This is a genomic window from Achromobacter xylosoxidans (assembly GCF_002192695.1).
Classification (GTDB): domain Bacteria; phylum Pseudomonadota; class Gammaproteobacteria; order Burkholderiales; family Burkholderiaceae_B; genus Achromobacter; species Achromobacter xylosoxidans_C.
This window is the reverse complement of record NZ_MTLG01000067.1, coordinates 57,862-76,232: the sequence shown is the minus strand read 5'-3', so window position 1 is coordinate 76,232 and position 18,371 is coordinate 57,862. Positions and strand designations below refer to the sequence as shown.

General features: G+C 66.7%; 18 protein-coding genes, 2 tRNA genes and 1 riboswitch. Of the genes, 9 read left to right on the top strand and 11 right to left on the bottom strand.

Going from position 1 to position 18,371, the window contains the following annotated elements; translation table 11 throughout:
* Window positions 1-58 precede the first annotated feature (58 nt).
* Both BRO63_RS34180 and BRO63_RS34175 read right to left on the bottom strand, forming a co-directional pair.
* Window positions 59-901: an aldehyde dehydrogenase family protein gene (locus BRO63_RS34180; protein ID WP_179215080.1), complete on the bottom strand. Its 843-nt coding sequence runs from the start codon at window positions 899-901 to the stop codon at window positions 59-61.
* A gap of 6 nt (window positions 902-907) precedes the next feature.
* A tRNA-OTHER gene (locus tag BRO63_RS34175) sits at window positions 908-991 on the bottom strand.
* A gap of 141 nt (window positions 992-1,132) precedes the next feature.
* Here BRO63_RS34175 and BRO63_RS34170 point away from each other — a divergent pair.
* The 3 genes from BRO63_RS34170 (at window position 1,133) to BRO63_RS11860 (ending at window position 3,395) form a co-directional block, all read left to right on the top strand.
* The gene (locus BRO63_RS34170) at window positions 1,133-1,705 is read left to right on the top strand and encodes a hypothetical protein (protein WP_179215079.1); all 573 of its coding nucleotides are present in this window, start codon (window positions 1,133-1,135) and stop codon (window positions 1,703-1,705) included.
* Window positions 1,706-1,787: 82 nt separating this feature from the next.
* On the top strand, window positions 1,788-2,591 hold the full coding sequence (locus tag BRO63_RS11865; protein ID WP_088139990.1) for a FadR/GntR family transcriptional regulator: 804 nt from the start codon (window positions 1,788-1,790) through the stop codon (window positions 2,589-2,591).
* A gap of 18 nt (window positions 2,592-2,609) precedes the next feature.
* Window positions 2,610-3,395, top strand: a complete 786-nt coding sequence (locus BRO63_RS11860) for a 3-oxoacyl-ACP reductase (RefSeq protein ID WP_088139989.1) — start codon at window positions 2,610-2,612, stop codon at window positions 3,393-3,395.
* Between the two features lie 41 nt (window positions 3,396-3,436).
* On the opposite strand, the gene BRO63_RS11855 is transcribed toward BRO63_RS11860, so the two are convergent.
* On the bottom strand, window positions 3,437-3,655 hold the full coding sequence (locus tag BRO63_RS11855; protein ID WP_143219467.1) for a hypothetical protein: 219 nt from the start codon (window positions 3,653-3,655) through the stop codon (window positions 3,437-3,439).
* A gap of 17 nt (window positions 3,656-3,672) precedes the next feature.
* Entirely contained in the window at window positions 3,673-3,921 is a 249-nt protein-coding gene (locus BRO63_RS11850) for a hypothetical protein (protein WP_088139987.1), read from the bottom strand.
* A gap of 350 nt (window positions 3,922-4,271) precedes the next feature.
* Here BRO63_RS11850 and xth point away from each other — a divergent pair, with 350 nt between their 5' ends.
* Both xth and BRO63_RS11840 read left to right on the top strand, forming a co-directional pair.
* The gene (gene xth / locus BRO63_RS11845; RefSeq protein ID WP_088139986.1) at window positions 4,272-5,054 is read left to right on the top strand and encodes an exodeoxyribonuclease III; all 783 of its coding nucleotides are present in this window, start codon (window positions 4,272-4,274) and stop codon (window positions 5,052-5,054) included.
* 66 nt (window positions 5,055-5,120) lie between these two features.
* Window positions 5,121-5,196: transfer RNA gene (locus tag BRO63_RS11840), tRNA-Ala, on the top strand.
* Between the two features lie 69 nt (window positions 5,197-5,265).
* Here BRO63_RS11840 and BRO63_RS11835 read toward each other — a convergent pair.
* Complete coding sequence (locus tag BRO63_RS11835) at window positions 5,266-5,979, bottom strand: autoinducer binding domain-containing protein (RefSeq protein ID WP_088140102.1); 714 nt, start codon at window positions 5,977-5,979, stop codon at window positions 5,266-5,268.
* Window positions 5,980-6,339: 360 nt separating this feature from the next.
* Complete coding sequence (locus tag BRO63_RS11830) at window positions 6,340-7,296, bottom strand: LysR substrate-binding domain-containing protein (protein ID WP_088139985.1); 957 nt, start codon at window positions 7,294-7,296, stop codon at window positions 6,340-6,342.
* 122 nt (window positions 7,297-7,418) lie between these two features.
* Between BRO63_RS11830 and BRO63_RS11825 the strand changes: the two genes are divergently transcribed.
* From BRO63_RS11825 to BRO63_RS11815, 3 genes are read left to right on the top strand one after another with little or no spacing between them, the layout of a single operon-like run.
* Window positions 7,419-8,552: an ABC transporter substrate-binding protein gene (locus tag BRO63_RS11825; protein WP_088139984.1), complete on the top strand. Its 1,134-nt coding sequence runs from the start codon at window positions 7,419-7,421 to the stop codon at window positions 8,550-8,552.
* 28 nt (window positions 8,553-8,580) lie between these two features.
* Entirely contained in the window at window positions 8,581-9,795 is a 1,215-nt protein-coding gene (locus BRO63_RS11820; RefSeq protein WP_088139983.1) for a thiolase family protein, read from the top strand.
* Window positions 9,792-11,303: an AMP-binding protein gene (locus BRO63_RS11815; protein ID WP_088139982.1), complete on the top strand. Its 1,512-nt coding sequence runs from the start codon at window positions 9,792-9,794 to the stop codon at window positions 11,301-11,303. Before BRO63_RS11820 ends, BRO63_RS11815 begins: the two co-directional genes overlap by 4 nt.
* A gap of 49 nt (window positions 11,304-11,352) precedes the next feature.
* Here the strand turns inward: BRO63_RS11815 and BRO63_RS11810 are convergent, their stop codons facing one another.
* Window positions 11,353-12,804, bottom strand: a complete 1,452-nt coding sequence (locus BRO63_RS11810) for a sodium:solute symporter family protein (RefSeq protein ID WP_088139981.1) — start codon at window positions 12,802-12,804, stop codon at window positions 11,353-11,355.
* A gap of 107 nt (window positions 12,805-12,911) precedes the next feature.
* A riboswitch (TPP riboswitch) is annotated at window positions 12,912-13,018 on the bottom strand.
* Between the two features lie 174 nt (window positions 13,019-13,192).
* Between BRO63_RS11810 and BRO63_RS11805 the strand changes: the two genes are divergently transcribed.
* Entirely contained in the window at window positions 13,193-14,473 is a 1,281-nt protein-coding gene (locus tag BRO63_RS11805; RefSeq protein WP_179215078.1) for an LLM class flavin-dependent oxidoreductase, read from the top strand.
* Window positions 14,474-14,521: 48 nt separating this feature from the next.
* Here the strand turns inward: BRO63_RS11805 and BRO63_RS11800 are convergent, their stop codons facing one another.
* Genes BRO63_RS11800 through BRO63_RS11785 form a run of 4 tightly spaced genes read right to left on the bottom strand, consistent with a single transcriptional unit; the run spans window position 14,522 to window position 18,342 of the window.
* Window positions 14,522-14,737 (bottom strand): hypothetical protein, encoded by a 216-nt coding sequence (locus tag BRO63_RS11800; protein ID WP_088139979.1) that lies wholly within the window; start codon window positions 14,735-14,737, stop codon window positions 14,522-14,524.
* Complete coding sequence (locus BRO63_RS11795) at window positions 14,737-16,641, bottom strand: esterase/lipase family protein (protein WP_088139978.1); 1,905 nt, start codon at window positions 16,639-16,641, stop codon at window positions 14,737-14,739. Before BRO63_RS11795 ends, BRO63_RS11800 begins: the two co-directional genes overlap by 1 nt.
* Window positions 16,638-17,672, bottom strand: a complete 1,035-nt coding sequence (locus BRO63_RS11790; RefSeq protein WP_088139977.1) for an Lnb N-terminal periplasmic domain-containing protein — start codon at window positions 17,670-17,672, stop codon at window positions 16,638-16,640. The genes BRO63_RS11795 and BRO63_RS11790 overlap by 4 nt, the downstream gene beginning before the upstream one ends.
* Entirely contained in the window at window positions 17,659-18,342 is a 684-nt protein-coding gene (locus BRO63_RS11785) for a MarC family NAAT transporter (RefSeq protein WP_088140101.1), read from the bottom strand. Before BRO63_RS11785 ends, BRO63_RS11790 begins: the two co-directional genes overlap by 14 nt.
* Window positions 18,343-18,371: the final 29 nt, after the last annotated feature.

The window sequence follows — 18,371 nt, the reverse complement described above, 5'->3', positions numbered from 1 at the left end:
GCAAAACATCAACGTTAACCGATATTTTGCCAGGGGCCGGGCCGCCCGCAAGCCGGGATCAGTGGCGGATGGCGATCGTCTTCAGGGTGGTGAAGCCATACAGCGCTTCAAAGCCCTTCTCGCGGCCATAGCCCGATTGGCGCGAACCGCCGAAGGGCAGCTCCACGCCGCCGCCGGCGCCGTAGTTGTTGATGAAGACCTGACCTGCGCGCAGCTTGCGCGCCAGACGCAGCTGGCGGCCGCCGTCGCGGGTCCAGACGCCTGCCACCAGACCGTACAGCGTGCCGTTGGCGATGGCCAGCGCCTCTTCCTCGGTGTCGAACACCATGGCGGCCAGCACCGGGCCGAAGACTTCTTCCTGCGCCAGGCGGCTGTTGGGCGGCACGTCGCGGAACAGCACCGGCGGCTGGTAGAAGCCGGCCTCGGGCGTGCCTTCCTTCAACTTGCCGCGGGCCGCGACCTTCATGCCTTCGGCCTCGGCTTCAGCCAGGAAGCCGCGCACGCGGTCCTGCTGGCGCGCGTTGATCAGGGGCCCCACGTCCAGGTCGGCCGCGGCCGGACCGGTGACGGTGGCCGAAAACGCGTCCGACAGGCGCTTGAGCACGGTCTCGTACACGCCGCGCTGGATCAGCACGCGGCTGCCGGCCGAGCAGGTCTGGCCCGCGTTCTGGATGATGGCGGCCAGCAGCACCGGCATGGCGGCATCCAGGTCGGCGTCGTCGAACACGATCTGGGGCGACTTGCCGCCCAGTTCCAGCGTGACCGGTACGTGGTTCTCGGCGGCGGCATGCGCCACCATCTTGCCCGTCTGCGGCGAACCGGTGAACGAAATGTGGTCGATGCCCGGGTGGGCAGACAGCGCCGCGCCGGCTTCATGGCCATAACCCGTGCAGATGTTCAAGGCGCCTGCCGGCAGGCCGACTTCGGCGGCGATCTCCGCCAGCTTCAAGAGCGACAGGCAGGCGTCTTCCGCCGGCTTGACCACGCAGGCGTTGCCCGCGGCCAAGGCCGCGCCCACGCTGCGGCCGAAGATCTGCAGCGGATAGTTCCAGGGCACGATGTGGCCGGTAACGCCGTGCGCTTCGCGCACCGTCAGCACGGTGAAGCCCGGGGTGTAGGGAATGGTCTCGCCGTGCAGCTTGTCGACCGCGCCGGCATAGAACTCGAAGTAGCGGGCCACTGCGGCGGCATCGGCGCGCGCCTGCTTGATGGGTTTGCCGGTATCGGCCGACTCCAGCTGCGCCAGCTCTTCCTGGCGGTCCAGCAGCGCGAAGGCGATGCGCATCAAGAGGCGGCTGCGCGCGGCGGGCGCCATCTGGCCCCACTCGCCGTCATAAGCCTCGCGCGCAGCGGTCACGGCGCGGTCTACGTCCTCGGCGGTCGAACGCGCGATTGCCTCGAAAGGCGCGCCATCGGACGGGTTCAGGACGGGAATGGTTGCGCCGGTGGCGGCTTCCACCCATTGGTTGGCGATAAAGTTCTTCTGAGTCACGATGTGCGGAGTAAAGTAGCGGCCGGACGGCCGGTTGCAGGATGGTTTCGTCTCCAGGCGCGGACCGGCGGACACCGCAGCGCGCCGCTCGCGGCGTCGCGCGCGAGTTGCGTTTTGGTTTCGGGTCAAGGTACGGGAGCCGCCCGCAACTTGTCAATTGAATTGACAGCTTTTGTCCCAAGAGTCAGGATATTTTCTGACCACTCGGGGTAATCCCTAATAATTCAGCGGCTTAACGCCACCCTGGATTTGTCATGGCGACTGACAATCCCGGCAATACAGATTAGGAGCGCCGATGAGCAATGTGCGTGACCCGCAGCTTGAATCGCTGTTGGTGGCGATGGATCGCCCCCGTCCCGAACTGGACGTGCTGGCGGAAGTGGCCTCGGGCCTGGGCTACGTCCGCGCCGAACGCTTTGCCGAACGCGTCTACGAAAGCCTGTTCTATGCCATCGCCACCGGCAAGATCGCGCCTGGCAACAAGCTGCCCACGGAAATGGAACTGGCCACGTTGTTCGAGGTCTCGCGGCCGGTGGTGCGGCAGGCGCTGGACCGGCTGCGCGAAGACCAGTTGGTGGAGTCCATCCGCGGCTCGGGCACCTATGTGCGCGCCAAGCCAGACCTGATGGGCGGCATGCCCGCGGTCGACCCGGCGCGGCGCGTCGGCCACATCCTCGAAGGCCTGGAGTTGCGCATGGTGATCGAACCCGAATGCGCCTACCTGGCCGCCCTGCGCCGCACCGACGAAGACCTGCGCGAAATGGACCGCATGCTGACCGGCTACGAAGAAGCCGACGCCTCCGGCGCCATCGCCCATCACCACGACTACGGATTCCACCGCGCCATCGCCGCGGCCACCAGCAACCAGCGCTTCGTGCAGGTGCTGAAATCGCTGGAGTACGACGTCAGCCACGCCGTCAACGTCATGCGCCACCTGGTCCACAGCGAACCCTGGAAGCGCACCCGCGCCGCCATCGAGGAACACCGCCACATCTACCGGCTGATCCAGGAACAGGACGCCGAAGGCGCGCGTAACGTCATGCGCGCCCATATCGAAAAAGCCCGCAGCCGCATGCTGAACAGCGGCTCGGAACACTAAGCAGGAAGCCTTAACCACATGTCATCGCAGCAACGCCCCTCCCCGGACCTGAGCCAGCAGCTCGTCATCGTCACCGGCGCCAGCCGCGGCCTGGGCGCCGCCATCGCCCGCGCCTTCCTGCGTGAAGGCGCCAAGGTCGTCGTCAACTACCTGAACAGCGCCGAACGCGCGCAGGCCCTGGCCGCCAGCGCGCCGGACCGCGCCATCGCGCTGCAGGCCGACGTGCGCGACCCGGCCGCCGTCGCCGCCATGTTCGCGCAAGCCAGCGTACATTTCGGCCAGCCCGTGGGCACGGTCGTCAACAACGCCCTGCCCGCCTTCCAGTTCAACGGCGACGCCCGGCCGCAAGCCGGCGCGCTGGACTGGGCGCAGATGAACGCGCAGCTGGAAGGCAGCGTGCGCGCCGCGCTCAACACCACGCAAGCCGCCCTGCCCGGCATGCGGACTGCAGGCGGCGGGCGCATCATCAATGTGGGCACCAACCTGGTCCAGAACCCGGTGGTGCCGTACCACGACTACACCGCGGCCAAGGCCGCGCTGCTGGCCTTCACCCGCACCTTGTCGCATGAATTGGGCGCCGACGGCATCACCGTCAATATGGTGTCGGGCGGCTTGCTGCGCACCACCGACGCCTCCGCGGCCACGCCGGACGCGGTCTTCGACATGATTGCCGCGGGCACGCCGCTACGCGAGGTGACCACGCCCGAGCAATTCGCCGACGCCGTGCTGTTCTTCGCCAGCCCCTGGTCGCGCGCGGTGACCGGGCAGAACCTGATCGTCGACGGCGGACTGGTGAAGGGCTGATTGAAGGCGCGCCAACCTGGCGCGTCATGGGCTTGCGAGCCCTAGGCCTGCAGCCGTCTCGCGCTGATCTCGACAGCCGCGTACTTGATGCCCTTGAGCGCGGCATCCTCGCTCACGAAGGCGGAATCGCCCACGCCTATCCGCGTCCATTCGCGGCCTGGCGCGGTGCGCACCCAGGCCTCGTAGCCCTGCTGCGCCGCAAGCGGCCGGAGTTCGTATTCGAGCTGGTGGCCGTTGAGCCTGATCACACCGGTTCTCATGGCATTCTCCCCGCGCGTCAGCGCTGGCCCGCGATGGGGCAGGCGCGCATCATGTCGCATCCTAGCCCCAATCTGGGCGTTCCCCGATGGTAGTCCTGCACCCGCACCACTTCCGAAACGCGCTGCCCGTCCGCCATCCATTGACGGGCGACGCTGACGACATCGGTGAACTCGGGTTGCGGCCCGTCCAGCAGCCAACCGACGATGGGGACTCCGGGAACCCCGGCCACACCAGGAGAAACCTGATCCAAATCAAGGGGCTTCATACTCCTCTCCGTTCAGGGGACTGTAGGGAGCGTAGACGCCACGTCAATTCCCAGGCATTAGAAAACCGCAAGAAATAGAACATTTTGTATGCCGTGCGCTGTTGTCAGTCGGCCTGATATCTCCGGTGGGGGGGCCTGGGTGGCCAGACATAGACACTCACATATCAACGATTTTTTTTGCGGTGCTCGTCCAGGGCCTCCTCGCCCCAAAACCAACCGGTTGCAGCACGCGAAGAGCTCATGGCGACGCGGTATCATCCGATGTTCGAATGAGCGCGGCCTTGCCCGCCCGACTGCCGCCCCTCCGCTGATAGCCTGAGCGCCGCATAAATTAACGGTCTACGCGAAACATGAAATTAGCCACCTGGAACGTGAACTCCCTGAATGTGCGCCTGCCGCAAGTGCTGGACTGGCTGGCCGCCAATCCGGTCGACGTCCTGTGCATCCAGGAACTCAAGCTCACGGACGACAAGTTCCCCGAGGCCGCCTTCACCGAAGCCGGCTACCATGCCGTCTGGGCCGGTCAGAAAACCTATAACGGCGTTGCCATCGTGTCGCGCGTGCCCGGCACGTCCATGGTGCGCAACATTCCCGGCTATGAGGATCCGCAGCAGCGCGTGTTGGCGCTGACCTTTCCCAGCCCCGAAGGCGATGTGCGTGTCGTCTGCGCCTACTGTCCCAACGGCCAGTCGGTGGGCTCGGACAAGTACGCCTACAAGCTGGAATGGTTCGAAGCCATGCGCGCCTGGCTGGCCGACGAAATCAAGCAGTATCCGCGCTTGGCGGTGCTGGGCGACTACAACGTCGCGCCGGCCGACGAAGACGTGCACAACCCTGAAAAATGGGAAGGCCAGGTGCTGGTGTCCGAGCCGGAACGCAAGGCGCTCGGCGCCCTGCTCGACCTGGGGCTGGCGGATTCCTTCCGCCTTTTCGAGCAGCCGGAGAAGTCCTTCAGTTGGTGGGACTACCGCCAGTTCGCGTTCCGCCGCAACGCCGGACTGCGCATCGATCATGTCCTCTTGTCCGCCCCGTTGGTCAAGCGCTGCACGGCCTGCGTCATCGACAAGGAGCCGCGCCGCAACGAGCAGCCGTCCGATCACGCCCCGGTCGTCGCGACCTTGGAATTCGCTTGAATTTTTGTTCGGCGGCATGTTGCGCAGGCTAGGAATGTTCCTGTATAGTTTTGGTCTTGCTTCATTGGGGCGGTAGCTCAGCTGGGAGAGCGTCGCGTTCGCAATGCGAAGGTCGGGAGTTCGATCCTCCTCCGCTCCACCAAAATTCCCGCCAAGACAGGGCACTACATTTAGCGATGTAGCGCCCTGTTTTGCTTTATGCGCCGATCGCTTACCGCAGGAGTCCGAGCAATGCGGCGCGAGCGACGGCTGCGGTCCGATTTCGGGCGCCGAGCTTGGAAATGGCGTTTTTCGTATGAAATCTGACCGTCGACTCCGCGATCGCCAGTATTTCGGACACATCACTGCTGGTCTTTCCGTCCGCCGCCCATTTTAAAATTTCGGTCTCGCGACGCGTCAGCGGAATGTCCGGCGCCAATTTGAATCGCGGCAACACGAGCCTGCTCAATGCCAGGTGCGCGGCGGTCACCAGCCAGCGCATACGCAATTCCTTGCTGAGCAGCTCCGTATCGGAAAGTTGCCCATTCTGCCTGGCCAGCGTCAGCATCCCCCCGGTTCCGTACGCATCCAGGTTCGACTGAGCCCAGCCCACACAAAGCCCCACCGCCTGCGCCTCGTCCCAAAGCTCGGGGGTTTCGGCAAACACCCTGTCCGACCAGACGATAGGTATCGCGGACTGGCTGCAGTGCTTTACGGTGGGATCAACCTCGACATAACGCGCCTGTACGTAACGTTCCTGCCACACGGCCGGATAATTGTTGATCATTACGACCTGAGGGTTGGTAAACGGCAAGGCTGCCCGCAGAGCATACCCGCAATAAGAAAACCCAAGCTCTTGCGCGGCGGCCGCCACCTCCGTGAAAACGGCTTGCTCAGTGGTCGCGCTATTAGTCGCAAATAGAAGGTCTTGTACCCACGGCTTCATTCCGAATTCCATCCCGCGCATTTGCATCGCCATCACTTGAAAATCGCACGGCTGAAAATCAAAAATGCCGCTGTCACAATATAGTTAAACTCCTGAAATATTTCAAAATATAAAAAAATATGATTGCTTGTTTATTTTTTATTTATTGACTACCAGCAATCGAGAAAATAAAGACTATGCTCTTTTTGAGTATCTTTTCCGCCTGTCGCCTGCTTCTTGATAACCATATCGATTTGGCGACTGTCGCACCGACGAAGCGACGCGCGATGCCTGTCGCAGGACTCGGAGCGCGATCGCTCTCCCGTCAGAACCTGACCGGCCTGCGCTTTTTGCCTAGGCAGTTTTACGGCTTACCGGTATTCAACCGTTTGCGTCGGTGCGCACCGCCGTCGCGGCATTCCGCAGCGCATCCAGGAATAGCGACGCCGCAGCCGCGGCGCGCGCATCCCGCCGCGTCATGATGCCCACGGGGTGCAGCCGCGCCTGCAAGCCCAGCGGCAGGATGGCCAACTGCCCGTTTACGGCCAGGGCGCGCGCCACGCGCAGCGGAATGGCCGACAGCAGCGAGGTCCGCTGCAGCAGCGAGACGATGGTCAGGATGGCGCTGGATTCGATGGCAACCTGCGGAAAGCCCGCGCCGCGCGCCGAGACGGCGGCGGCGACCATGCTGTAGAGCGCCGCATTGCGCGACGGCAGCACCCAGCGGCACTTGTCCAGCGCCGCGCCGCTCAGGCGGCTGCGCGAAGCCAGCGGATGGGCCGGGCCGCAGACCACGGCGGTGGCCTCGTCGTAAAGGATCTCGCATTGAAGATCCGCGTCCGCGCTCTCCACCCCCAGCCGCCCCACGACACAGTCCAGTTCGCCTGCGCGCAAGGCCGGCAGCAGCTGCTTTTCCAGGCCTTCGGACAACTCGATGCGCAGGGCTGGATGCGTCTCTTGCAGGCGTTGCGCCGCCAGGGGCACCAGCAGATGCGCCACCACCGGGAAAATACCCGCCCGCACCGTGCCGCTCGCGCCGTTGGCGGCGGCCGCGAGTTCGGCGTGCGTCGCGTCCAGTTCATTGAGCAACAGGCGTGCGCGGTCGATCATCAGCAGGCCCAGCGCGGTCGGCGCGACGCCGTGATGCGAACGCTCGAACAAGGGCTGGCCGGCCAGCGCCTCGGCCTCGCCCAGGAGCTTGCTCAGCGCGGGCTGGCTGAGGTGCATCGCTTCGGCCGCCCGGTGCAGGTTGCCGACCCGCCCCAGCTCATCCAGCAAGACCAGATGGCGGATGCGCAGGCGCGACCGCAACTGCTGCAAAGTGGGGATGTCCGGCATGGAATGCGCCCGGAAAGTTGGTTATCGATCGATAAGGAATCGCAATTATCCAGTTATCGGCAATATGCTCATACTGGGGTCATCCCGCTAGCCGGGCCATATCCAGAAAAAGGGGAATAGCCATGTATCGTCGTCTTGCCGCGCTGGCGCTGGCCTGCGCCCTGGCGCCTGCCGCCGCGTCCGCCGACATCCGCATCGGCGTGATCGCCAGCAGTACCGGGCCCGGGGCTTCCATGGGTTCGCTGTACCGCAGCACCGTGCCGCTGCTGCCCAAGACATTGGGCGGCCAGCCCGTGGAGTACATCGCGCTGGACGACGCCACCGATCCCTCGTCGGCGGTCAAGACGGCGCGCAAGCTGGTCACCGAGAACAAGGTGGACGCCATCATCGGCCCGAGCAATGTGCCGACCTCGATGGCGGTCACGGAAGTCGCCCGCGAAGCCCGCACGCCGCAGTTGTCGCTGGCGCCCATCGTGGTCAGCCCCGACCGCGCCGAATGGATCTTCGTGGTGGCCCACGGCATAGACCTGATGGTGGACTCGCTGACCGCCGACATGGTCAAGCGCGGCGTGAAGTCCGTGGCGTACATCGGCTTCTCGGATGCATGGGGCGACGCCGTCTACCGCGCGTTGCAGGAATCGGCCGCCAAGCGCGGCATCAAGGTGCTCAGCAACGAACGCTATGCGCGCACCGACAACTCGGTCACGGCGCAGGTGTTGAAGATCGTCGCCCTCAATCCGGGCGCCGTGCTGGTCGGCGGTTCGGGCACGCCGGGCGCCCTGCCTCACCTGTCGCTGCGCGAGCGCGGCTACCAGGGCGTCCAATACAACACCCACGGCGTCATCAACAAGGATTTCCTGAAGCTGGGCGGCAAGGGCGTGGATGGCGTGATCGTGCCCAGCGGCCCGGTGCAAGTGGTGGAACAGCTGCCCGCGGACAGCCCGATCAAGCCGGTCGCCACGCGTTACGCCCAACAGTATGAATCGACCTACGGCGCCGACTCGCGCAACGCCTTCGCGCCTTATACCTACGACGCCTATCTGTTGCTGGACGCCGCCGTGGCCAAGATTCCCGCAGGCACCCAGCCCGGCACCCCGGCCTTTCGCCAGGCGCTGCGCGATGCCTTGGAAAGCCTGCAGGGCACCGTCGGCACCCAGGGCATCTACATGATGTCGCCAACCAACCACAACGGCCTGGACGAGCGCGGCGTCGTGCTGATGCAGGCCCGTTCTGGCGCCTGGCAGTTCCTGCCGTAGGCCGCCTTTTTTTGCAGCAGGAGTCCGCATGACCAGCGTACACATTCCTTATGGCGTGTATTGGAGCACCCCTTTCTCGCGCTGGCAGGGCAGCCTGTCGCGCCTGCACAGCCTGCGCTTCGCGGCCTGGACCGCGCGCCGCGAACTGGAGCGCCGCGGCATCGCGCCCGCGGCGCTGCAAAGCGCGGTGCTGGGCTGCTCGGTGCCGCAGCAAGGCTCGTTCTACGGCCTGCCCTGGGTGGCCGGCATGCTCGGCGCGCCCCATCTGGCCGGGCCGGTGGTCTCGCAGGCCTGCGCCACCTCGGTGCGCGGCCTGGCGACGGCCGCGGCCGAGCTGATGCTGGGCAACGCCGAGACCTCGCTGGTCCTCATGGCCGACCGCGTGTCCAACGGCCCGCAGCTCTACCACCCCGATCCCGCGGGGCCAGGGGGTTCCGGCGCGCACGAGAACTGGGTGCTGGACAATTTTTCGCATGATCCCTGGAGCGGCCTGTCCATGCTGCAAACCGGGGAGCGCGTGGCCGAGCGCCACGGCATCTCCACGGACGAACAGAATGCGGTCACGCTGCGCCGCTACGAGCAATACGCGCAGGCCTGCGCCGAGGGACATCGGTTCCAGCAGCGCTACATGACGCTGCCCTTCGAGGTGCCCGACGCGCGCTACGCCAAGATCGCATCGGTCCTGGAAGGCGACGAAGGCATCCACGCCACCACTGAAGCGGGTCTGGCGCGCCTTGCGCCCGTGCTGCCCGGCGGCACCATCACGTATGGCGGCCAGACGCATCCGGCCGATGGCAACGCAGGCATGATCCTGGCGACCGCCGAGCGTGCGCGTGAACTGTCGCGCAACCCCGAAATCGGCATCGAGATCCTGGCCTTTGGCCAGTCGCGCACGGAAAAGGGCTATATGCCGCAAGCGCCCATCGAAGCCGCGAGCCAGGCGCTGCAACGCGCCGGCGTGGCCGTGGCCGACCTGCATGCGGTGAAGACGCACAATCCCTTCGTGGTCTCCGACATCGCGCTGGCGCGCGCCACGGGATTCGACGTCATGGCCATGAACAACTACGGCTGTTCGCTGGTGTGGGGCCATCCCCAGAGCCCGACCGGGCTGCGGTCCGTCATAGAGCTCATCGAGGAGCTGGCCGGGCGCGGCGGCGGATTGGGCCTGTTCACGGGCTGCGCGGCCGGCGACAGCGCCATGGCGGTGGTCTTGCGCGTGGACGCTGGCGGAGCCGCCCGATGAGCCACGCCAGCCTTGAAGACGTGCTGCGCATCCCCGCCCTGCTGGCCCGCGCGGCGCGCGACTGGCCCGAACGCACGGCCCTGGTATGCGGCGCGCGCCGCGTCGACTACCGGCGCTACGCCGCCGAAATCTGGGCGACGGCCCGCCATCTGCGCGTCCACGCGCCGTCGGGCGCGCGCGTCGCCACCCTGCTGGGCAATTCGGACCTGGCCAGCGTCGCGACGCTGGCGCTGCAGTGTTCCGGCAACCAGCATGTGCCGCTCAATCCGCTCTATACGGCGCGCGAACTGGAATTCATCCTGCGCGACGCGCAGCCCGCGCTGCTGATCGCCGACACGGCATCGGCCGCCGTCGCGGCGCCGCTGGCTGCGGCGCTGGCCATCCGGCTGGTCGCGGAAAACGAGGCCCGCGCATGGATGGAGCCCGAGCCAGGCATGGACGACTCGCCGCTGGACGACGCCGATGCCCAGGCGCCGGCCCTGTTGCAGTACACCGGCGGCACGACTGGACAGCCCAAGGGCGTGATCCTTGGACGCGACGCCATTGCCACCAATGTGCTGCAGCGGGAACTGGCCTTGCCGACCCGCTACGGCGCCGACAGCGTGCTTTGCGCGATGCCGCTGTTCCATTCCTACGGCATGGCCATGGGTCTGTTCCTGGCCGCCAGCGCCGCGGCCACGCTGGTGGTGCTGCCGCGCTACCGGCCCGACGACGTCTGCGACGCCGTGGAGCGTGAGCGCATCACCTTGTTTCCCGGCAGCCCCACCATCTACACCGGCTTGCTGTCGCATCCGCGCTTCGCGATCACCGACTGGTCCAGCGTGCGCGCCTGCTATTCCGGATCCGCCCCGCTGGCCGAAGAAGTGCACCGGCGCTGGGAAGCCGCCGTAGGCGCGCCGATCTACGAAGGCTACGGTCAGACTGAAGCGGGCCCCATCCTCACCTATAACGGCCCGGCCGGTACCCGCCACGGCTCGGTCGGCACGCCCGTTGCCAAGACCGAGGTGCAGGTGGTCGACCTGGAATCAGGCACGGTCGTGCTGCCGCCCGGCCAGCGCGGCGAAATCCGCGCGCGCGGGCCGCAGATCATGCAAGGCTATCTGGCCAGGCCCGACGCCACCGCCGAAACCCTGCGCGACGGCTGGCTGTACACGGGCGACATCGGCGAGTTCGCGCAGGACGGCTTCCTGTACATCCGCGACCGCAAGAAGGATCTGGTGATTTCCGGCGGCTACAACGTCTACCCACGCGAAGTGGATGAAGTGCTGTACTTGCATCCGGACGTGGCCGAAGCCGCGGCGGTAGGCTGGCCGGACAGCTACCGCGGCGAGGTCATCCGCGCCTTCGTCGTCCTGCGGCCGGGCGCGGCCGTCGACGAGGCCGGGCTGATCGCGCACTGCCAGTCGAACCTGGCGCGCTACAAGGTGCCGGCGGTCATCCAGATCCTGGATGCCCTGCCCTATACCGGCGCCAACAAGGTCGACAAGAAGGCGCTGCGCGCGGCGTAGCGCCTTCCCCGGCGGGCGCCGTCCAGGCGCCGCGCCGCAGCCCCAGGTCTCAGGCCGGATCCTGGTCCAGTCTGCGCACCGCCGCGCTCAGGGTCGAGAAATCGAATTCCTTGCGGCCGCGCAGCAGGCAGCGCATCAGCACCGTCGTCACCACGGGCACCACCGCCGCCAGCAGGAAGGACTCCAGCAGGAATGAGGGCTTGTCGCCCGGCGCCGGGAAGTAGAACAGGCCGGCCGCGAGACCGGAGATGGTGGCGACGGTTGCGGTGAGGCCGTCGTGCTTGCGGCTGAACAGGCCGTAGAAGACCGGGAAGGCGGCAGCGGAGCACAACAGGTCGGCCAGCAGGAACAGGTACAGCACGCTGTAGCCCTGCGAGGCCACGATCATGACGGGGATGGCCATCAGCAGCACCAGCCAGCGCGCCAGGCGCTTCATGGTCATGGAACTGGCGTTGGGCATCAGGCGGCGCATATCGACCGCGATGATGCTGGAGACGGCGCTGATGGCCGTGTCGGCGGTGCTCATGACCAGCGACAGTCCCAACGGAATCAACGCGATCACGAACCACGCGGGCGCATGCGGCATGATGACGCTGAAGAGCGCGATGGAACTGTCGCCCTGGGGCGCCAGGCCGACGAAGGCCAGGCCGAACAGTCCCATCAGGAAAATGAACGGCGCAACCAGCAAGCCGCCCAGCAGGAAACCGTTGCGCATGGAGCGGACGTCGCGCGCGGCGTAGATGCGCTGCCAGTTGCCTTGGTGGAAGATACCGGTCAGCAGGATGGCGACGAAAAAGGTCAGCCCGGCCTTGACGCCCACCGGATCGGTCAGGTCCAGCAGCTGCGGCGCCTTGGCCTGCAGCGCTTCGATGGTGGGCATGGCGCCGCCCGCGGCCTGCCAGCCGACCAGGCACAGGATCACCAGCAGCGGCACGATCACCATCATCTGCACCTGGTCCGTGAAGATGGAGGAACGCAGCCCGCCGTAGGTGGTGTAGAGCAAGGTGGTTCCCATCACGATGGCGGCGGTGACCCAGAGCGGCACGGGCGCCAGCATGGTGACCAGCTTGGCGATCGCCGTGACTTCGGCCGACAGGGCAATGAAGAGATAGAACAGCATGATGAACAGCGCCAGGCCGTACATGGGCCTGCCGTAGCGGGCCATCAGGAATTCCGTCAGGGTGTGGCCGTGGGGGATGAGTTCGCGCATGCGCCGTCCCAGCGGAATCATGACCAGGCGCGGCGACATCGATCCCAGCGCGTAGCCGATGACTGCCGCCAAACCGCCCCAGGTCGCCGCCTGCGCGGGCGAGAACAGGATCCAGGCGCCCAGGGTCGAGGCCATCAGCGTCAGGATGGTGCCGAAGGCGCCCTGGCTGTTGCGGGCGACGATGTAGTCCTCCAGGGTGCCGCGCTTGCGCCGCGTGTACAGCACGCTGGCCAGGGCGAAGCCTCCTGAAAACAGCAGCAGCCACATCAGGGCGGTGGATTGGGTCAACATGGATATCGGTCCTCCCGCTGCCGGCTGGCCGCCGGACGCGCAACGCGGCGGCCCCGCCACGCGAGTGCGCAGGCCGCAAGATGAATGAAAGTCTAGGGAGGGCGCGCGGACTGCGCGATGTCCTTCCCTTCGCCGGCATTACCCGGATCAGGTTCAAAGGGTTACCGCGATGACGCGGAATCTCAGCCCTTGCAGGGCTCCCCCAGGAATTGCCGCAAGATTAGGAGAGCGGCACGGCAATGTCAACGCGCCTGGCGGGGAGGCCCGTCCGCGGCTTTTGTGCTAAGTTCGCCCGCGTGCGGCGGCCGTTTGCCTGTCCGCCGCTGCAATCGTAGAGCCTGACCATGCCTATCGCGCCTTTTACCGCCCCCGTCCGGGCCGGATCGCCATGCTGCATCTGAACCTGTTCATCTTCGGCTGCGGCCACCATCGCGCCGCCTGGCGCCACCCGGATTCCGCCGCCGAGCGGCTGGGCGACATCGCCTACTACGAGGAACTGGCGCGCACCGCCGAACGCGGCAAGCTGGACGCCATCTTCTTTGCCGACGGGCAATCGGTGGACAATATCGGCGACGGCCCGCGCTGGTACCTGGAGCCGCTGACCGCCATGGCCGCGATTGCGCGCGCCACCTCCCGCATCGGCCTGATCAGCACGGTTTCCAGCACCTTCTTCACGCCCTTTCACGCGGCCCGCATGGTGGCCTCGCTGGATCATATTTCGGGCGGGCGCATGGGCTGGAACGTGGTCACGTCCATGTTCGACGCGGAAGCGCGCAACCACGGCTACGAGTCCATGCCGGGGCACGACTGGCGCTATGCGCGCGCCGAGGAGTTCGTCGACGTCGCCTTGAAGCTGTTCGACTCCTGGGACCAGGACGCGCTGGCCATCGACCGCGCGGGCGATTACGGCGTGCCCGCAAGCGTGCGCAAGATCAACCACCACGGCGAGCATTTCCTGGTCGACGGCCCCCTGACGGTGCCGCGTCCGCCGCAAGGCCGCCCGGTGCTGTTTCAGGCCGGCGCCTCGGACCAGGGCCGCGACCTGGCCGCCAGGCGCGCCGAGGCGATCTACGCCGTCGCCTACGACCTGCCTGCGGCGCAGGCCTATTACCGCGACATCAAGCGGCGCGTGCTGGCCGCCGGCCGCCAGGATTTCGTGCCCATCATGCCGGGCCTGGTCACCTACGTGGGCTCGACCGAGGCCGAGGCTCGCGCCAAGCAGCGCGAGCTGGACGTGCTGTTGCCCAGCGACGCTTCGCTGCGCCAGCTGGGCACGTTCGTGCTGCAGGACTGCTCCGCCTGGGAGCTGGATGCGCCCGTGCCCGCCCTGCCGCCCCTGGCCGAATTCACCGGCCCCAAGGGCCGCTACGCGACCATCCTGCGCATCATCGAAACCGAAAAACCCACCGTGCGCCAATTGCTCGGCCGGCTGGCGGCCGGCGGCGGCCATTGCACCATGGTGGGCACGCCCGAGCAGATCGCCGACAAGATGGAGCATTGGTACCGCAATGAAGGCGCCGACGGCTTCAACCTGATGCCGCCGTCCCTGCCGGGAGGCATCGACGATTTCGTCGAACACGTGATTCCGGTGCTGCAGCGCCGGGGGCTGTTCCGCACGGAGTATCAGCACGGCACGCTGCGCGGGCATCTGGGGCTGGAATCCCGGTAAGCCCGCGCGGACGATCCCTGGCCCGCCCTTTCGGCGCTGCGCTCAGGGTTATCCGGCTTGCGTGACAGGGCGGCTGCGCGCGGGTTCCACGGCATCGGGCGCAGCCGCCTCGGCTATCAGGGCCTGGCTTTGGCGCAGAGCGGCCTGCCGCCTGATCGCGCGCGTCGCGCTCCAGTCATAGAGCCATACACCCGGCTGGCGCAACAGTGCCGCAATCACGGTACAGGCGGCAACGCCCAGAAGGCCGAACAATAGCCAGTGCATCAGCGCGCCCCCTGTTCCAGCTGCAGCCGCAGAATGCGCCTGAGCTCCAGGATCGCCTGCGGCGTCTCTTGCACGCTGTGCGAGAACGGAATGATCTTCTCGGATTCGGCGCCCTCCAGATGCGCGCTACGGTACGGCACCAGGCCGTCGTCCGAATCCGCCAGCGGGACGCCGGGCGTGTTGTTCGCAATGATGCTGTGGTAACGCACCGCCGGCGAAATCGGCATGGACGCGGTCAATCTCACGAATCTGTCCTTTTCGCTCAGGTTGTCCACGCCATTGGGCACCCGGATCGAGGTTTCTGGCCGGGGCGGCCCATCGGCGTCGGCCAGCCGGTTGAGCTTGGCGAACTGCCTGACTACCGTCACAGGCAGGGTGATCAGGTTGGACAGCCAACGCGACAAAGTGTTCTCGGCAAAAGGCGTGCCGCGGTGCGGCGCCGCGATGAACACCGCGCGCGAGATGCCGGGAAACGCCTCGAAGCTCAGCACCGGATCGAATTCGGCGCGCGCCTCGGCCAGGCGCGTCTCGTCCAGCTTGGCGTGGTCGCGCAGCGCGTCCCACAGCACGGTGCCGGACGAGGACACCAGCAGCCGGCTCAGCACGCCGCCCATGCTGTGCCCGATGATGACGGTGTCGCGCGAAGCCTGCGCCGCGCCCATGGGATCGAAATGCTCGATCGTCTGGCGCAGCGCGTCGCGGATGGCGCGGTTGTTCAGCGCCAGCGGCGCGTTGGTCGGGTAATAGACCTGCCAGATCTGGTAATTCTGACGCAGGGTTTCGTCGCCCAGCACCTCGTTGGCGACGTTGATCCAGGCCTCGGGGCTGCTGGCCAGGCCGTGCAGCATGATGACGGTGCGCCGGTCCGGGTCGTAGGGCTGCAGCAGGTAGACGTGCGGCGCGTCGATGCCCTCTTCCTTGCCCAGGACGTTGCGCAGCGCCTGGGTGGCGAAGCCCGAGCGCGCCAGCCACAAGCCGTAGCCGGACGTGAAATTGGCGGCCAGCGGCACCTTCGTGCCGGCCAGCTCCACGGTATCCCGCTTGTAGGGATCGTAGGCCGCCAGGGTCGCCTTCTGCGCGGCCATGACCTGCTCCAGCGTATCGCCGGGGAAGGCAATGATGACGGTCACGGCGGGAAACGGCGTTTCGCTGTATGGCGTCTTGAAGGTGTCGGCATCGTTCACGCGGCGCGCCGTGACGGCCACCAGCTCGGCGCCGAAGCCGTCGCGCCGATACATGCTGCGCAGCCCGCGGAACGTCAGGGTCGACGCGGGCACCAGTTCGTGCGGAAACTGCTTGCCGCCGGGCAGCTTGACGTCGGACATCTCGCCCAGCACCTGCCAGGCGCCAGCCGCCATCGCCGTTCCGGGTTCCGGCGGACGGCCGCGATGCTGCTCGAACAGGCGCGTGACCGCCTGCTGCACGGCGTAGTTGTAGTAGTCGCGCACCTGCGTCTGGCGGTCCTCGAAGGCGCGATCGCTGGGCGAACGCGACGTGTGGAACAGGTAGGCGTAGGCGGCCCGCGCCGTCTGCAGATAGGCGTCCAGCAGCTCGTCCTGGTCCGCCTGGCTGGCGGGGCGCTGCTTTTCGGTGGCCAGCGCCTCCATCAGCCAGACCTCGGACAGCGTAGCCAGGCGCCTTTCGCTGTCCAGCCCTTCCATGGTGGCCAGCGCATGGGTGCAGGCGTCGCGGTCCTTGCGGCATTCCTGCGCGTTCAGGCCCAGCACGGCCATGGATTCGCGAGCGGACGCGCTCAACTGGCCGGTGGTGAGCACGTCGCCGCGGCGCTGGGCGATGTAATCCTGGGTACTGACGGAAGACACCTTGACGCCCGCGCAGCCGGCGCACACCAGCAGGCCCAGGATCGCGCAACCCTTCGCGCCGGCCGTCCAGATGGCGCTCATTGCGCGGTCTCCGCCGATGCCGGTTGGCGAATGGCGCGCGAAAACTCGACCGGGTCCGGGCCGGGCAAGGCAGGCTTGCCGAGGTAGCCCTGTTCGCGCAGCCCGGCCAAGGGTTTGCCGGTGTCCAGCCCGCCCTGCTCGTAGAGATATTCCGGCAGATAGCCGGACAGGAGAATGCGGTAGTCCATGGGCAGGCCCGGCACGATCGCCCGCACCATGCGGTAGACCAGCGTGGTGCAGTTGGCCGTCACGGTGTGATAGAAGCGCGGCGCATCGGCCAGTTCATTCGCGGTGCGCACATAGGACAGGAACAGTTCGCGCATGGCGGGCACGGGCATGTCGACGGAATACCGGTACACGCGTTCGGCGCGCGGCCCGGCGCGCACGTAGAGGATGTCGCGCTCCTTCGCCGCGATCACGCTCAGTTCGAACTGCTTGAAGAAGCCGCCGATTTCCGAGAACTGCTCGCCGCGCTCCTTGCGGATCTCGACCGAGAACACGACGTGGCGGCCGTCGGTGAAACCGAAGGAGACCAGCGTGTGGGCGATGGCCGGACTGCCCCAGTACGACAGGACCATGTCCACCGAGACCAGGTCGTTCAGGTTGTACTGCTGGCTTTCCCAACGCGCGGTGTAGCGCGTGTCGGTATCGGCCTGCCAATCGAAATTGCGCACGCTGTCCAGCGTCACGATGGATCCGGAAACGCTGCCGCGCAGCGTGCGCGCCACGTCGTCCGCCCAGATGCGGTCGTTGGACGGCGCCAGCGTCTGCCACCACAGGCACAGCGCGGCCATGCCGATCAGCCAGGTCCAGGCGGCGCGCCGGGCGCGTCCGCGCCACAGCGCGATGGCCGCGTACAGGCACAGCCCGGCCCAGGCCAGCGCCGCCGCGCCCTGCGCCACCGCCCCGCCCGGCATGCGATAGTCCAGCGCCAGGCCGCCCCACAGCGCGGAAAGGATGAGAACAAGGCTGAAGATGACGCGCCCGGCCATGGCCAGGCAGCCGCGCCGGGCTCGATTACATGCTGCCATGCTGTTGCACGATTTCCAGGACGCCGTTGATCACGAACTGCACCGCCATGCACACCAGCAGGAAGCCCATGATCCGGGAGATGGCTTCCACTCCGCCCTGGCCGATCACGGCCACGATGCGCCCGGCCGAGCGCAGGCAGATCCAGAACAGCAGGCCCAGCAGCGAGAATACGAGGATGGGCGTCACCGCCAGCACCCAGGCCGGGTAGGTCTGCGTCACCGACGCATCGAGGGTCGCCGCGCCGCTGATGATCATGGCGATGGTGCCCGGACCCGCCGTGCCGGGCATCGCCAGCGGCACGAAGGCGATATTGGGGGTTTGCCGGTTGGCCTGGGCGTCGGCCACGTCGGCCTCGGACGCGGTCGACGGCGCGGAAGGGAACACCATGCTGAAACCGATGCTGGCCACGATCAGGCCGCCGGCGATGCGCAGCCCCGGGATCGAAATGCCGAAGGTATGCATGATCCAGGCGCCGGCATAGTAGGTCACCACCATGATGCCGACCACGTAGAAAGCCGCCTGCTTGACCTGGCGTTCGCGCTCTTTATAGGGGATCTGCTGGCCCAGGGACAGCAGCAGCGTCATGGAGGTCAGGGGGTTGGCCAGGGGCAGCATCAAGGCCAGCCCCAGGCTGACCAGTTTTCCCAGTTGAATCAGGTCGTCGATCATGGCGATGTGCGCTGCGGGCGGCACCGTTG

Bases quoted from the DNA above. Each gene is read 5' to 3' on its own strand.
- BRO63_RS11865 (WP_088139990.1), top strand. From the start codon at position 1,788: ATGAGCAATGTGCGTGACCCGCAGCTTGAATCGCTGTTGGTGGCGATG.
- BRO63_RS11860 (WP_088139989.1), top strand. From the start codon at position 2,610: ATGTCATCGCAGCAACGCCCCTCCCCGGACCTGAGCCAGCAGCTCGTC.
- BRO63_RS11855 (WP_143219467.1), bottom strand. From the start codon at position 3,655: ATGAGAACCGGTGTGATCAGGCTCAACGGCCACCAGCTCGAATACGAA.
- BRO63_RS11850 (WP_088139987.1), bottom strand. From the start codon at position 3,921: ATGAAGCCCCTTGATTTGGATCAGGTTTCTCCTGGTGTGGCCGGGGTT.
- xth (WP_088139986.1), top strand. From the start codon at position 4,272: ATGAAATTAGCCACCTGGAACGTGAACTCCCTGAATGTGCGCCTGCCG.
- BRO63_RS11835 (WP_088140102.1), bottom strand. From the start codon at position 5,979: ATGAAGCCGTGGGTACAAGACCTTCTATTTGCGACTAATAGCGCGACC.
- BRO63_RS11830 (WP_088139985.1), bottom strand. From the start codon at position 7,296: ATGCCGGACATCCCCACTTTGCAGCAGTTGCGGTCGCGCCTGCGCATC.
- BRO63_RS11825 (WP_088139984.1), top strand. From the start codon at position 7,419: ATGTATCGTCGTCTTGCCGCGCTGGCGCTGGCCTGCGCCCTGGCGCCT.
- BRO63_RS11820 (WP_088139983.1), top strand. From the start codon at position 8,581: ATGACCAGCGTACACATTCCTTATGGCGTGTATTGGAGCACCCCTTTC.
- BRO63_RS11815 (WP_088139982.1), top strand. From the start codon at position 9,792: ATGAGCCACGCCAGCCTTGAAGACGTGCTGCGCATCCCCGCCCTGCTG.
- BRO63_RS11810 (WP_088139981.1), bottom strand. From the start codon at position 12,804: ATGTTGACCCAATCCACCGCCCTGATGTGGCTGCTGCTGTTTTCAGGA.
- BRO63_RS11805 (WP_179215078.1), top strand. From the start codon at position 13,193: ATGCTGCATCTGAACCTGTTCATCTTCGGCTGCGGCCACCATCGCGCC.
- BRO63_RS11800 (WP_088139979.1), bottom strand. From the start codon at position 14,737: ATGCACTGGCTATTGTTCGGCCTTCTGGGCGTTGCCGCCTGTACCGTG.
- BRO63_RS11795 (WP_088139978.1), bottom strand. From the start codon at position 16,641: ATGAGCGCCATCTGGACGGCCGGCGCGAAGGGTTGCGCGATCCTGGGC.
- BRO63_RS11790 (WP_088139977.1), bottom strand. From the start codon at position 17,672: ATGGCAGCATGTAATCGAGCCCGGCGCGGCTGCCTGGCCATGGCCGGG.
- BRO63_RS11785 (WP_088140101.1), bottom strand. From the start codon at position 18,342: ATGATCGACGACCTGATTCAACTGGGAAAACTGGTCAGCCTGGGGCTG.